This window comes from Pseudomonas sp. 58 R 12, from assembly GCF_900005865.1.
Lineage (GTDB): Bacteria > Pseudomonadota > Gammaproteobacteria > Pseudomonadales > Pseudomonadaceae > Aquipseudomonas > Aquipseudomonas tritici.
Genome location: NZ_CVTP01000008.1, coordinates 1 through 13,444, shown reverse-complemented (window position 1 = coordinate 13,444; position 13,444 = coordinate 1). Strand labels below are relative to the sequence as shown.

Genomic DNA, 13,444 nt, shown 5'->3' with positions numbered 1-13,444 from the left:
ATTGCTCGCCCGCCGTACAGTCCGTCCCATAAGAACAAAACATCGGACGCCACTATGAAAACCCTGCCTGCGCCCCTGCTCGCCAAAATTTCCTGGCGGCTGCTGCCCTTCCTGCTGTTGATGTACATCATGGCCTTTCTCGACCGCGCCAACGTCGGGTTTGCCAAGCAAGCCTTCCAGGCCGATACCGGTTTGAGCGATGCCGCATTCGCATTTGGCGCGGGCGTGTTCTTTGTCGGCTATGCGCTGCTGGAAGTACCGAGCAACCTGATCCTGCACCGTGTCGGCGCCCGCCTGTGGATGTGCCGCATCATGGTCAGTTGGGGCCTGGTTTCGGCGGCCATGGTATTTGCCCATAGCGAAACCAGCTTCTATGTGCTGCGTTTTTTACTCGGTGTGGCCGAAGCCGGATTCTTCCCCGGCGTCATCCTCTACCTCACCTATTGGTTCCCCCAGGCCGTGCGCGGCAAGGCCATGGGCTTCTTCTACTTTGGCGCGCCCTTGGCCTTCATCTTCGGCAGCCCGCTGTCCGGTTTGCTGCTGGAAATGGACGGCTTCGCTGGGATTCACGGCTGGCAATGGCTGTTCGCGGTCGAAGGCCTGATGGCAACGGCAGTGGGCATCTGGGCGTATTGGTACCTGGACAATCGCCCCGCCGATGCCACGTGGCTGACCACGGATGAACGCCAGCAGATCCAACGCCTGCTGGACAGCGAAGACCAACACAAAACCTCCCACGGCCGCAGCCTGCTGACCGTGCTGTGCCAACCCTCGGTGTTGTACCTGTGCCTGGTGTACCTGCTGATCCAGGCCAGCGTGTACGGCGTGGTGTTTTACCTGCCAACCCAGGTCGGCGGCCTGCTCGGCACCAAGGTCGGCTTGATGGTCGGGCTGGTCTCGGCCATCCCTTGGCTGTGCGCGCTGTTCGCCGCCTGGTGGATCCCCAGCTATTGCGACCGTACCGGCCTACGCCGCCAGACCGCCTGCCTGACCCTGCTGATGGCCGCCGCCGGCATCGCTTGCTCGGTGACCTTCGCCAACCCGCTGCTGGGCATGCTCGCGCTGTGTTTCGCCGCCTCCGGTTTTATCGCGGTGCAACCGGTGTTCTGGACCTTCCCCTCCAGCTACCTCGCCGGCAGCGCCGCCGCAGCCAGCATTGCGCTGATCAATTCCTTCGGTGCCCTCGGTGGTTTTATAGCCCCTGTGATCAAGCACTGGGCCGAAGGCGCCTTCAATTCCCCGGCAGCCGGTCTGTACCTGCTGTCCGCCACCACGGTACTGGCTGCATTGCTGGTGCTGGGCATCCATTCACCCGGCCGCACAGCGTCGAAAACGCCGGCCACTGTTTAACGCCAGGAGTCACACCATGGGTAATCTCACCATCAAACACGTCCGCGCCTTTGTACTGCGAGGCGGCGGCGCCGATTACCACGACCAGGCCGATGGGCATTGGATCGACGACCATATTTCCACGCCGATGAGCAAGTACCCCGAGTACCGCCAGAGTCGCCGCAGCTTCGGCATCAACGTACTCGGCACCCTGGTGGTGGAAATCGAAGCCAGTGACGGCACCGTTGGTTTTGCCGTGACCACCGGCGGTGAACCGGCCGCCTACATCGTCGAGAAACACCTGGCGCGTTTTATCGAAGGCGCCCGCGTCACCGATATCGAGAAAATCTGGGACCAGATGTACCAGTCCACCCTCTATTACGGCCGCAAGGGTTTGGTGATCAACACGATTTCCGGCGTCGACCTAGCGCTGTGGGACTTGCTCGGCAAAATCCGCCAGGAACCGGTGCACCAATTGCTCGGTGGCGCGGTGCGTGACGAGTTGCAGTTCTACGCCACCGGTGCGCGCCCGGACCTCGCGCAGAAGATGGGCTTTATCGGCGGCAAGATGCCCCTGCATCACGGCCCCAGTGAAGGCGAAGAAGGCCTGCGCAAGAACCTCGAAGCGCTGGCGACCATGCGCGAACGGGTCGGCCCGGACTTTTGGCTGATGCTTGATTGCTGGATGAGCCTGGATCTGAACTACGTCACCAAGCTCGCGATTGGCGCCCATGAACATGGCTTGAAGTGGATCGAAGAAGCGCTGTCCCCGGACGATTACTGGGGCTATGCGGCCCTGCGCAAAAACGTGCCCAAAGGCATGTTGGTCACCACAGGCGAACACGAAGCCACCCGCTGGGGCTTTCGCATGCTGCTAGAGATGGGCTGCTGCGACATCATCCAGCCCGACGTCGGCTGGTGTGGCGGCCTCACTGAGCTGGTGAAAATCTCGGCGCTGGCTGACGCGCATAACGCAATGGTCGTGCCCCACGGTTCATCGGTGTACAGCTACCACTTTGTCGCCACCCGCCATAACAGCCCATTCGCCGAGTTCCTGATGATGGCGCCGAAGGCGGATGAAGTGGTGCCGATGTTCCACCCGCAATTGTTGGGCGAACCGGTGCCGGTGAATGGCCGCATGCGTTTATCGGTACTGGACAAGCCCGGCTTCGGCGTGGACCTGAACCCCGATTGCCAACTGCACCGTCCCTACAACCGCTGAGGAAAGCGCCATGCACATGCCCCGCAATGGCTTCAAGGCCGCCCTCGCCAAGGACGCCACTCAGTATGGCATCTGGGCCGGTTTCGCCACCGGCTACGCCGCCGAGATCGTCGCCAGCCTGGGTTACGACTGGATGCTGATCGACGGTGAACATGCACCCAACACTGTGCCCAGTGTGCTCAACCAGTTGCAGACGGTCGCGCCGTACACCACGGCGCCCGTGGTGCGTGCCGTCAACGGTGACGCCAGCCTGATCAAGCAACTGCTCGACGTCGGCGCCCAGACCTTGATGATCCCCATGGTCGAAACCGCCGAACAGGCCCAGGCCCTGGTGCGTGCCATGCGTTATCCGCCCCACGGTATTCGTGGCGTCGGCGGCGGTTTGACCCGCGCCACACGCTGGGACGGGGTGGACAACTACCTGGACACCGCCCATGAACAGCTGTGCCTGATCGTGCAGGTGGAATCGCGCCTTGGCGTGGAAAACGTCGCTGCGATTGCCGCCGTGGAAGGTGTTGACGCGGTGTTCATCGGCCCCGCCGACTTGTCCATCGGCCTCGGCCATGCCGGCAACCCCGGCCACCCCGAGGTGCAGGAGCGCATCAAACACGCCATCGACGCCACCCTCGCCGCCGGCAAGGTCAGCGGCATCCTGGCGCCCAACGAAGACGACGCACGCCGCTACCAGGCCTGGGGTTGCCGCTTTATCGCGGTGGCTATCGACATCAGCCTGCTGCGCCAGAGCGCCCTGACCACCCTCGCCCGCTATCGCCCTGCTGTCGACACACAAGCGCCTTCGCGCACTTACTGAGGAACCTGCCCATGTCATCCGTTCCCGTTTACCAGAACTTCATCAATGGCCGCTTCACGCCCAGCGAAGCGCACATTGACGTGCTCAACCCGGCCACTGGCGCGCTGCTGTCCAAGGTGCCGGCGTCCACCGCTGCCGATGTCGACCAGGCCCTGGCCGCCGCGCGCCAGGCGCAAAAGACCTGGGCGCGCAAACCCGCCATCGAACGCGCCGGGCACCTGCGGCGCATCGCCGCCAAACTGCGTGAGAACGTCGCCCACCTGGCGCGCACCATCACCCTGGAACAAGGCAAAATCAGTGGTTTGGCCGAAGTGGAGGTGAATTTCACCGCCGACTACCTCGACTACATGGCCGAGTGGGCGCGGCGCATCGAAGGCGAGATCATCACCAGCGACCGCCAGGACGAAAATATCTTCCTGTTCCGCAAGCCGTTGGGCGTGGTGGCCGGCATCCTGCCGTGGAATTTTCCGTTCTTCCTGATCGCGCGCAAAATGGCGCCGGCGCTGCTCACCGGCAACACCATCGTGATCAAGCCCAGCGAAGAAACCCCGAACAACTGCTTTGAATTCGCCAAGCTCGTCGCCGAGACCGACCTGCCCGCCGGCGTGTTCAACGTGGTCTGCGGCGACGGCCAGGTCGGCGGCGCACTCACGGCGCACAAAGGCGTAGACATGATCAGCTTCACCGGCAGCGTGGCCACCGGTTCGCGGATCATGACCGCCGCCGCCCCCAACATCACCAAACTCAACCTGGAACTGGGCGGCAAGGCCCCGGCCATCGTGCTGGCGGACGCCGACCTGGACCTGGCGGTGAAAGCCATCCGTGACTCGCGCATCATCAACACCGGCCAAGTGTGCAACTGCGCCGAGCGCGTGTACGTGGAGCGCAAGGTCGCCGATCAATTCATCGAGCGCATCAGCGCAGCCATGTCCGCCACCCGCTACGGCGACCCCATCGCCAGGGCCGACGTGGAAATGGGTCCGCTGATCAATCGCCAGGGCCTGGACAGCGTCAACCGCAAGGTGCGCACCGCGTTGAGCCAGGGCGCGAGCTTGGTCAGTGGCGGGCAGATTGCCGACCTGGGTGCGGGTTTTCACTTCGAGCCGACGGTATTGGCCGGGTGCCGCGCCGACATGGAGATCATGCGCGAAGAGATCTTCGGCCCGGTACTGCCGATCCAGATTGTCGACGACCTCGACGAAGCCATCGCACTGGCCAATGACTGCGATTACGGCCTGACCTCGTCGATCTACACCCGTGACCTGGGCAAGGCCATGCACGCGGTGCGCGAGATCGACTTTGGCGAAACCTACGTCAACCGCGAAAACTTCGAGGCCATGCAAGGTTTCCACGCCGGCGTGCGCAAATCCGGCATCGGCGGCGCCGACGGCAAGCACGGCCTGTACGAGTACACCCACACGCACGTGGTGTACCTGCAGAGCTGAGTTGGTTAAACCGGGCCAGGCACGCTAGCGTGCTGGCCCCTTCGAATTTGCTTCTGATAAGGACGGCGTCATGCCCCTGACCTCCTATAGCGGCCCGATCATCGACAGCCATTTGCACCTGTTCGACCCGCGTCGGCCCCAGGGCATTCCATGGCCCGAGCCGGGTAACCGGCTGTACGCCGCGCACCTGCCAGCGGATTACTGGGCCCTGGCCGAGCCACACAACGTGGTCGGCGCGATTGCCGTGGAAGCCAGCCCGTGGCGCGACGATAACCGCTGGCTGCTCGACACATTACGCAGCGATCCGCGCATGCTCGGCTTCGTGGGCAACCTGGACCCGCTGCACGCACGCTTTGCCGCCGACCTCGATGCCCTGGCGGATGAGCCGCTGTTCCTTGGCCTGCGCTACGGCAACCTGTGGGACCGCGACCTGTTGCTGGACCAGACACGCCCAGGGTTTATCGACGGCCTGCGCCAGCTCGCCGCCACGGGCCGCAGCCTGGACAGCGCCAACCCGAACCCGCGCCTGATCAAGGGCCTGCTGACGTTGAGCGATGCCCTGCCAGCGCTGCGCATTGTCGTCGATCACCTGCCTAACGCCCAGGTGCCGGCGGGTGAAGAAGCGGCGTATCACGCGGACCTGTTGCGCCTGGCAGAGCGCCCGAATGTGTTCGCCAAACTGGCAGAAATCCCCCAGCTCGGGCCGCACGGCTTGATCACCGACACGGCGTTCTACAACGACCGCCTGGCCGTGCTCTGGGAAGCCTTTGGCGAAGACCGTTGCCTCTTCGGCAGCGACTGGCCCAACAGCGATCACCTGGCAGATTTCGCCACCACCCTCGGGCTCGTCAAGCACTGCATGGCCGACAAATCCGAGACCGTGCAAGGCAAGTTCTTAGTGCACAACGCGGTGCGGATCTACACCCCCGGCCCTCACGCTGGAGCGCAGTGATGCAGACCCGTGCCTTTCGCATGAACCTCAACCCGGGCCAGGCCGCCGAGTACCGCCGACGTCACGATGAGATCTGGCCGGAACTCGCCCAGGCGCTGCTGGAGGCCGGCGTGGTGGATTATCGGATTTTCCTCGATGAGCCCGCCAATGCGCTGTTCGCCACGCTGACCCACGAAGACGTCCATGGCCTGGATGAACTGCCTGGCACCGCACTGATGCAACGCTGGTGGAACTACATGCAAGACATCATGCCCAGCCACGCGGATGCCTCGCCGATCAGTGTCGACCTGCTACCGATGTTCGAACTGACGCGGCCCTGATCCAACTGACCCACAACAACAATAAAAAGGATTCGACTACGTGGAAATCATTCTCCTTGGTGTGATTCTGCACTTCATCGGCGGCTTCGCTTCCGGCAGTTTCTACATCCCTTACAAGAAGGTCCGCGGCTGGGCCTGGGAAAGTTATTGGATCACCGGCGGCCTGGTGTCTTGGCTGATCGTGCCGCTGATCGCGGCGCAACTGACGGTGCCCGGCTGGGTGGACATCCTGCGCAATGCCGACACCAGCACCCTGCTCTGGACCTACCTGTTCGGCGTGTTGTGGGGTATCGGCGGGCTGACGTTCGGCCTGACCATGCGCTACCTCGGCTTGTCCCTTGGCATGTCGCTGATCATGGGCCTCACCTCGGCCCTCGGCGCCTTGATGCCGGCGCTGTACCGCGACCTGTTCACCACTGAAACCGAAGGCACGCTGACCTCGATGCTGGCCTCTCAAGGTGGGCATTGGGTGTTATGGGGCGTCGCGGTGTCGTTGATCGGTATTGCGGTGTGCGGCAAGGCCGGACTGATCAAGGAACGCGAAGTGTCGCAGGCGGTGAAGTTCGCCAGTGTCAGCGAGTTCGCGTTGGGCAAGGGCATGCTGGTGGCGGTGATTTCCGGGGTGCTGAGTGCGTGTTTCAGCTACGGCATTTCTGCCGGCCGCCCGCTGGCCGCCGCAGCGGTAGAGCACGGCGCCAACAGCCTGTTCCAGAACAACGTGACCTTTATGGTGATCATGTGGGGCGGACTGACCACGAACGGCATCTGGTGCCTGTGGCTGAACTGGCGCAACCGTACCTTTCATAACTACACCGACCGTAACACCCCGTTGCTGGGCAACTACCTGCTGGTGGCCATCGCCGGCACCCTGTGGTTCTTGCAGTTTTTCTTCTACGGCATGGGCGAAAGCCGCCTGCAGAACGACGCCAGCTCCTGGGTGCTGCACATGTCGTTCATCATCATCGTGTCCAACTGCTGGGGCTTGTATTTCCGCGAATGGCACGGCACGAGCGCCGCCAACAAGGGCGTTTTGGTAGCCGGTATCGCGGTGATCCTCGGCGCGATTGCCATGGTCGGCTACGGCAATTACCTCGGCTGACGCCACCCATTTTTGAAGGAGTGTTTTATGTTGCTTGCAGACAAAACCGTGATCATCACCGGCGCCTCCCGTGGCATCGGCCGCGCCGCCGCCCGTGAATGCGCACGCCAAGGCGCCCGCGTAGTCATCGGCCACAGCGGCAGTGGCCAAGGCACGGAGGCGGCGTATTCGTTGATTGAAGAGATACAGGCGTTTGGCGGTGAAGCCATCGAAGTGGGCGGCGACGCTGCGGACCCGGACACCGGCGACAAACTGGTGGCGGGCGCAGTCAAGGCCTTTGGCAGCGTCGACGTGTTCGTCAATAACGCCGGCATCTGCCCGTTCCACTCGTTCCTCGACATGCCCCGCGAGGTGTACCTGAAAACTGTCAACACCAATCTCAACGGCGCCTACTTCGCCGTGCAGGCGGCGGCCAACCAGATGAAAAACCAGGGGCGCGGCGGCGCAATCATTGCCGTCAGCTCCATCAGCGCCCTCGTCGGCGGCGGTATGCAAACCCACTACACGCCGACCAAGGCTGGGCTGCATTCGCTGATGCAGTCCTGTGCGATTGCCCTGGGGCCTTATGGCATTCGCTGCAACTCGGTACTGCCGGGGACCATCGCCACCGACATCAACAAGGACGATCTCGCGGATGAGGAAAAACTCGCCTACATGACCTCGCGCACGCCGTTGGGTCGACTCGGCGAGCCGGATGACGTGGCAGGGCCGATCGTGTTCCTGGCCTCGGACATGGCGCGCTATGTGACCGGTGCGTCGTTGCTGGTGGATGGCGGGTTGTTCGTTAACCTGCAGTAACCCCCGCTCTTCCTGACACCACAGTTCCAATGTGGGAGCGGGCTTGCTCGCGAATGCAGTGTGTCAGTCACCAGATTCATGCCTGAACCACCGCTTTCGCGAGCAAGCCCGCTCCCACAGGGTCCTCTGTGTGCCTGAAATTTGTGCTGAACCCAATAAAAACAACAATCCAAGGAGCCTCCCATGCGCACCACCCTCCCCCTGGCCCTGCTCTGCAGCGCCATGTCCACCTGTGCCTTCAGCGCCGGTTTGCTGGACCCAAACTCCCCCGCCATGCTCGGTGACTGGAACGGCCTGCGCCCGCAACTGGCCGAGCAAGGCTATGACTTCACCCTCAAATATGTCGGCGAAGTCGGTTCCAACCTTGGCGGTGGGTATAACTCGCACACCACCGCGCGCTGGAGCGACCAGTTGATTCTTGGCGTGAACATGGACCTGCAAAAACTCCTTGGCTGGCGCGACGCGACCTTTCGCATCGGCATCGGCGAGCGCCATGGCAAGGACATCACCAATGACCGCGTGCACCAGCCCAACGCCACCGGACTGACCTCCACCATGGAAGTCTTCGGCGGCGGCAATGCCTGGCGGCTATCGCAGTTCTGGTACGAACAGAAATTCTTTGAGCGCAAGTTCGCCCTGAAACTGGGGCGGTTCGGCCATGGCGAAGACTTCGATCAGTTCCCCTGCGAATTCCAGAACGTGACCCTGTGCGGTTCCCAGGAAGGCAACTGGAACGGCGTGTGGAACAGCTTCCCCATCAGCCAGTGGGCGGTGCGCGCCAAGTACCAGTTCACCGACGCGTTCGCGGTGCAGGTCGGTGCCTACGACAAGAACCCCGGCAACGCTGAAGCCAGCAATGGTTTCAAACCGTTTATCAGCGGCTCCCAGGGCACCAGCTTTCCCATCGAGGCCATCTGGAAAGGCCAGGTTGCCGGGCTGAATGCCGAATACCACGTGGGTTACTACTACGCCAACGCCGACACCAAGGACATGCTCAAGGACGCCGACGGCAACTTTGCCGCCAGCTCGCAAAAGCCGTATCGGATGTATTCCAGCAACGACGGCTGGTGGCTGTCGGGCCAGCAGCAACTGACCACGGTCGACGGCAACAGCAAACGCGGACTCAACGTGTTCGCCAACCTGACGATGAATGACCCGGACAAGAGCGTGATCAAAAACCTGATCCAGGTCGGCCTGATCTACCGGGGCCCGTTCGATTCACGCCCGGACGACACCTTCGGCATTGGCGCGTCGAAACTGCAGGTCAGCGACCGCTACACGCGTAACACGCAGATGCTTAACGAGGCCAATGGCGTGACTGCCATCGACGACCCGCTGTATGTACCCGAGCAGCGCCGCGAGTACAGCTACGAAATCAACTACGGCGTGCAAGCGACGAAGTGGCTGATGGTGCGGCCCAACCTGCAATACGTGAAATACCCCGGCGGACTGGCGCAAACCACCGGCGCGGTCGTTGGTGGGGTGCAGTTTATCGCTGACTTCTAGTCGTTCTCTGCATCAAACACCTGCCCGCGCCCCACCACGCTGGCGGGCTTGAGCACGGCGCCCGGCGCCAACACCGCATTGGCGCCGATCCGGCATTGATCACCGAGCAACGCGCCAAACTTGTCACAGCCCGTGCGTTTCAAGGCCCCGTCGACCCGCACCTGCACATTTTTGTCATCGCGCTCGTTGCGGTAGTTGGCGACGATGCTCCCCGCCTCCAGATTGATCCCATGCCCCAGCACCGAATCGCCGACAAAGTTGAAATGCGCCAGCTTGCTGGCGCTGAACACAAACGAGGTTTTCAACTCGGCACCAGGGCCGATGATGCAGCCCTCATCCAACCAGCAACCACCGCGCAGCAGCGCGCCACTGGCGATAAAACAATCGGCGCCGATGATCAGGGGCGGCTTGAGCAAGGCGCCGGGCTCGACAGTGGCCGTACGGTGGATGGCGATGTCATCCCGAATCAGGTACTCGTCGGCTGGCAGCTCGGCCAGTAGTTGGCGAACCACGGCAGGCGCCTGGGTGACCAGCGCCCACGGCGTCAGGTCCGCCCAGGGTGCCAGCGCGGATTGGGAGAAATGGGCGATGTAGTCGGTGAGTCGGATCAACGTCGAACCCTCTAACGGTCGGAGAAGGTCAGACGCTAGCATTATTCGTCTTGTAATGGATCTACAGGTGGCTGAAACCTTGTAGTGAGCGAGCTTGCTCGCGCTGGGCTGCGAAGTGGCCCCAAAAAACGGGAGCGCTGCGCACTTCAGCGCGAGCAAGCTCGCTCACTACAGGTCAGTGAGCGTCTTGGAGGATCAGGTCGGCGCACTGCCGCCCAGCCCTGAACGTTTCCAGCCGGCGTGAAAGCCCTGGTAAGGGTCTGCCGGGGTGCGATTGACGTACAACTCGCCGGCTTCGATGGTGTTCGCCACGTTCATCGCCGTGCGGTAGTTCTCGGTGTAGAGCACCGACGACAGGCCGAGCGGGTGGTCGTTAGCCCTGGCCAGTGCTTCGTCGATATCGCGGTACTTGAGCACCGGCAGCACTGGGCCGAAGATTTCTTCCTGGATTATGCCCAACGTTGTTGTTATCCGAGTGACATGCAGTTTTGTCATCGGCCAGCCGTTGGACAAACGACTTATTGCGTGGGGTAACGTGCAAAAAAACGCAGGTTAGTCGGTTTCGGTGGTCAGAACCCGCGCGTGCGCAGCCACTGCAGGAAGCCCTTCTTCACCGGCACCACCGGCGTCTCCTGGGTCAGGGCCTGCGCGGCGTGCATGCGGAAGTCGAGCAGGGTTTTCATCGCGTCACTGATGTCGTGGCGGGCGTCCAGGCACGGCGTCAAGTATTCCTTCTCGATGCGGTACAGGGTGCAGAACGTCTTCGCGGAAAAGTCCGCCAGCGCGGCCTGGTCCGTCAGGATCCCCGCCTCGCCAATCACCTCGCCCGGCCCCATGCGTCCGGCTTCGAATTTGTGCCCAGCCTTGGTCAGCATCACCGACACCACGCCGGACTCGATGATAAACAAATGATCGCTGACCTCTCCCGCCGGCAAAATCATCTCGCCGGTACGGTAGGTGTGCAGGGTCATGTTCTGGCTGAAGGTGTCTTTTTCCTCTTGGCGCAACGTGGAGAAGATCGTCGAGTTGTCCAGCAGCGCCCGCGCCCGTGACGTTGCCGCCGGCGTGGCGCTTTCGACGGCGGACAACAAACTCACGCCCGCCGCCTGCAGGTGCCGGAAAGCCAGGTCGTAGAGCTGGTTACGCACTTCGCGCTTGAGGGTCATGGCCGGTACAAACCCACTGATTTCATACTCGACGCCGCCACTGGCCGAGGTCTTGAACGCCACGCTCGGCGCAGGCTTGCTTAACAGTGGCCGGCAACCCTGCATCGCCCGCTCCAGCGACTCGATCACCGTTTGCGGACGCGCATGCGGGCTGACTTGCAGGCTGACCGCCAGGCCAAACATGTCCGCCGGGCGCGAGAAATTGATGATCTTGGCCTTGGCCGCCAGGGAATTGGGGATCACCGCCATGCTGCCCTGGGAGGTTTGCAAGCGCGTGGCACGCCAGTCGATGTCCGTGACCCGGCCTTCGGTGCCGTCGATGGAGATCCAGTCGTCCAGCTGATAAGGCTTGGTGGTGTTAAGCACGATCCCGGAAAACACGTCGCTCAACGTGCTCTGCAGGGCCAGGCCGACGATGATCGCCACCGCGCCGGACGTGGCGAGCACGCCTTTGACCGGCAAGTCGAGCACATAAGCCATGGCGGCAATGATCGCAATCAGGAAAATCACCGCGCCCATCAGGTCCTGCAACAACCGCCCAGTGTGCCCGACCCGCTGCATCATCAGCGTACCGAGCAACACGGTCAGCGTACGCGCCGCAAACAGCCACCAGCCGATCTGCAACGCGGTGGCCGCCAGGTGCAAGGCGGTGTTGTCCGCATAGGGCGCGAGCTGCATGGGGTTCATGCCGTCGTTGAACAGCACCGCACTGAATACCGCAAAGATCACCAACCGCGCCGCCAGCTTCCAATTGGCGAGGTCGGCGGAAATGAGCCGCCACACGGCGATGTCGATAAAGATCAGCGCCAGGGCGCACAGCATCGGGTGTTCAGCGATAAATGAGGGCATCCAGGCGACTCCAGGGCGAATGACGGGAAGATCGCATGAAATGAAGAGATGGGGTATAGCGCAGGACAAAATGTGGGAGCAACTGTCTTGATGGTTTTCATCAAGCCATTTTTTCCAGAGGCGGCAACGCTCCCACGGCTGTACTCCGTGTAACTGCTTTAGGAAATAGCTACCGCAGGATTTTAGGCGGCTTGCTCTTTCCATTCAGATCCATCACGGATCATTGCGTTTAGGCGTACCAGCAAAACACGCATACACGCGATGAGTGCCACTTTGGCGCATTTTCCTTTCTCCCGCAGCGCCTTATATCGCGCGGCAAACTCAGGCTGAAACCGGATCACTGACCAACAGGCCATATACAGTGAGCGCCTCGCGGCGAACCTGCCGCCGCTGATATGACGCTTGCCTTTGTGCTTGCCGCTATCGTCGTTGTAGGGCGCAGTGCCGCTCAATGCTGCAATCTGATGTCTACCCACCTCGCCTAGCTCCGGAAGATAGGACATCAAGCTGGCCGCTGTAACAAGTCCTATGCCTTTGACTGAGCACAGAAGGGCTACTTTTTTACGATCCAGACGTTCTGTACTTTGGCGGATCAGGCTTTCCAGCTCCTTCAGCACTTTTTGCAAATAGTCGATATGACTCTGCAGCGCAGGCTTGACCACGTCAGAGGAGGCCGTTTTAAGCCGCCGTTTGTCGTCATCTCTTTGCTGAACAAAGTGCTCTCGCTGTTGGACTAGGGCGCGCAAATCATCCTGCTCGGCGCTGGTAACCCGGCTATCGGGCGATTTGATGACCGCTGCGAACTGCGCAAGAAGGCGTGCATCTATCGGATCGGTTTTGGCTTGTTGCCCCATAGCCCGGGCAAAGCTTTTGGCTCGGCAAGGGTTGATCCGTATGACTTCAAAGCCCGCAGCTTGAAGCGCTTTCATGACTTTGCGCTCGTAACCGCCAGTGGCCTCCAGCAACACTCGACCCACGCGATGCAGGGTTAGCCATCCAATTAACCCAGGAAAATCACTCTGCGAATTGGAACAACTCATCGCTACATCCAGTTGATCAACCCGAATCTCGAGGCTACCGCTGGAGACATCAATACCTGCTGGATAGGAAAACATAGCCAAATCCTCTTACACTCAAGGTGAGAGCGCTCTGGCTTGGCCCACGCTTGTAACTGTTCGAGGTGGGCTCGTTCAACTGTTCGGGCTCAATGACCAGAGTGGAGAGGTGAGTGACAGCATGGGCTCCCACACGTGCTTTAAGCACTTCGGGCATTCAGCTTGTCACTCACCGCTCTCACCTTCAGTTTAAGCCTGGTTCAAGACACAAGCGGGCTTGC

At 61.6% G+C, this 13,444-nt stretch carries 13 protein-coding genes; 9 read left to right on the top strand and 4 right to left on the bottom strand.

The window, feature by feature from the left end:
* Positions 1-54: 54 nt before the first annotated feature.
* From BFP95_RS03490 to BFP95_RS03450, 9 genes are all read left to right on the top strand, one after another.
* Positions 55-1,350 (top strand): MFS transporter, encoded by a 1,296-nt coding sequence (locus BFP95_RS03490; RefSeq protein ID WP_065873222.1) that lies wholly within the window; start codon positions 55-57, stop codon positions 1,348-1,350.
* A 16-nt stretch (positions 1,351-1,366) separates the two neighbouring features.
* Positions 1,367-2,551: an L-rhamnonate dehydratase gene (gene rhmD, locus BFP95_RS03485; protein ID WP_065891029.1), complete on the top strand. Its 1,185-nt coding sequence runs from the start codon at positions 1,367-1,369 to the stop codon at positions 2,549-2,551.
* 10 nt (positions 2,552-2,561) lie between these two features.
* Positions 2,562-3,362 (top strand): HpcH/HpaI aldolase family protein, encoded by an 801-nt coding sequence (locus BFP95_RS03480; RefSeq protein WP_065873224.1) that lies wholly within the window; start codon positions 2,562-2,564, stop codon positions 3,360-3,362.
* An 11-nt stretch (positions 3,363-3,373) separates the two neighbouring features.
* Positions 3,374-4,807 carry an aldehyde dehydrogenase gene (gene aldA, locus BFP95_RS03475; protein ID WP_065873225.1) on the top strand — a complete coding sequence of 478 codons (1,434 nt, stop codon included), beginning with the start codon at positions 3,374-3,376 and terminating at the stop codon, positions 4,805-4,807.
* A 70-nt stretch (positions 4,808-4,877) separates the two neighbouring features.
* The gene (locus BFP95_RS03470) at positions 4,878-5,759 is read left to right on the top strand and encodes an amidohydrolase family protein (RefSeq protein WP_065909266.1); all 882 of its coding nucleotides are present in this window, start codon (positions 4,878-4,880) and stop codon (positions 5,757-5,759) included.
* Complete coding sequence (gene rhaM / locus BFP95_RS03465; RefSeq protein ID WP_175403029.1) at positions 5,759-6,079, top strand: L-rhamnose mutarotase; 321 nt, start codon at positions 5,759-5,761, stop codon at positions 6,077-6,079. The genes BFP95_RS03470 and rhaM overlap by 1 nt, the downstream gene beginning before the upstream one ends.
* Positions 6,080-6,119: 40 nt before the next feature.
* Positions 6,120-7,178: an L-rhamnose/proton symporter RhaT gene (gene rhaT, locus BFP95_RS03460; RefSeq protein ID WP_065873227.1), complete on the top strand. Its 1,059-nt coding sequence runs from the start codon at positions 6,120-6,122 to the stop codon at positions 7,176-7,178.
* Between the two features lie 27 nt (positions 7,179-7,205).
* Positions 7,206-7,976: an SDR family NAD(P)-dependent oxidoreductase gene (locus tag BFP95_RS03455; protein ID WP_065873228.1), complete on the top strand. Its 771-nt coding sequence runs from the start codon at positions 7,206-7,208 to the stop codon at positions 7,974-7,976.
* 183 nt (positions 7,977-8,159) lie between these two features.
* A complete protein-coding gene (locus BFP95_RS03450; RefSeq protein ID WP_065873229.1) occupies positions 8,160-9,482 on the top strand; it encodes a carbohydrate porin in 1,323 nt (440 codons plus the stop codon).
* Here the strand turns inward: BFP95_RS03450 and BFP95_RS03445 are convergent.
* From BFP95_RS03445 to BFP95_RS03430, 4 genes are all read right to left on the bottom strand, one after another.
* Positions 9,479-10,093: an LpxA family transferase gene (locus BFP95_RS03445; protein WP_083213991.1), complete on the bottom strand. Its 615-nt coding sequence runs from the start codon at positions 10,091-10,093 to the stop codon at positions 9,479-9,481. The genes BFP95_RS03450 and BFP95_RS03445 overlap by 4 nt on opposite strands.
* A gap of 195 nt (positions 10,094-10,288) precedes the next feature.
* Positions 10,289-10,615 (bottom strand): aldehyde dehydrogenase family protein, encoded by a 327-nt coding sequence (locus BFP95_RS03440; protein WP_256534135.1) that lies wholly within the window; start codon positions 10,613-10,615, stop codon positions 10,289-10,291.
* 47 nt (positions 10,616-10,662) lie between these two features.
* Entirely contained in the window at positions 10,663-12,108 is a 1,446-nt protein-coding gene (locus BFP95_RS03435; RefSeq protein ID WP_065873232.1) for a mechanosensitive ion channel family protein, read from the bottom strand.
* Between the two features lie 182 nt (positions 12,109-12,290).
* Positions 12,291-13,223: an IS110 family transposase gene (locus BFP95_RS03430; protein WP_065889165.1), complete on the bottom strand. Its 933-nt coding sequence runs from the start codon at positions 13,221-13,223 to the stop codon at positions 12,291-12,293.
* Positions 13,224-13,444: the final 221 nt, after the last annotated feature.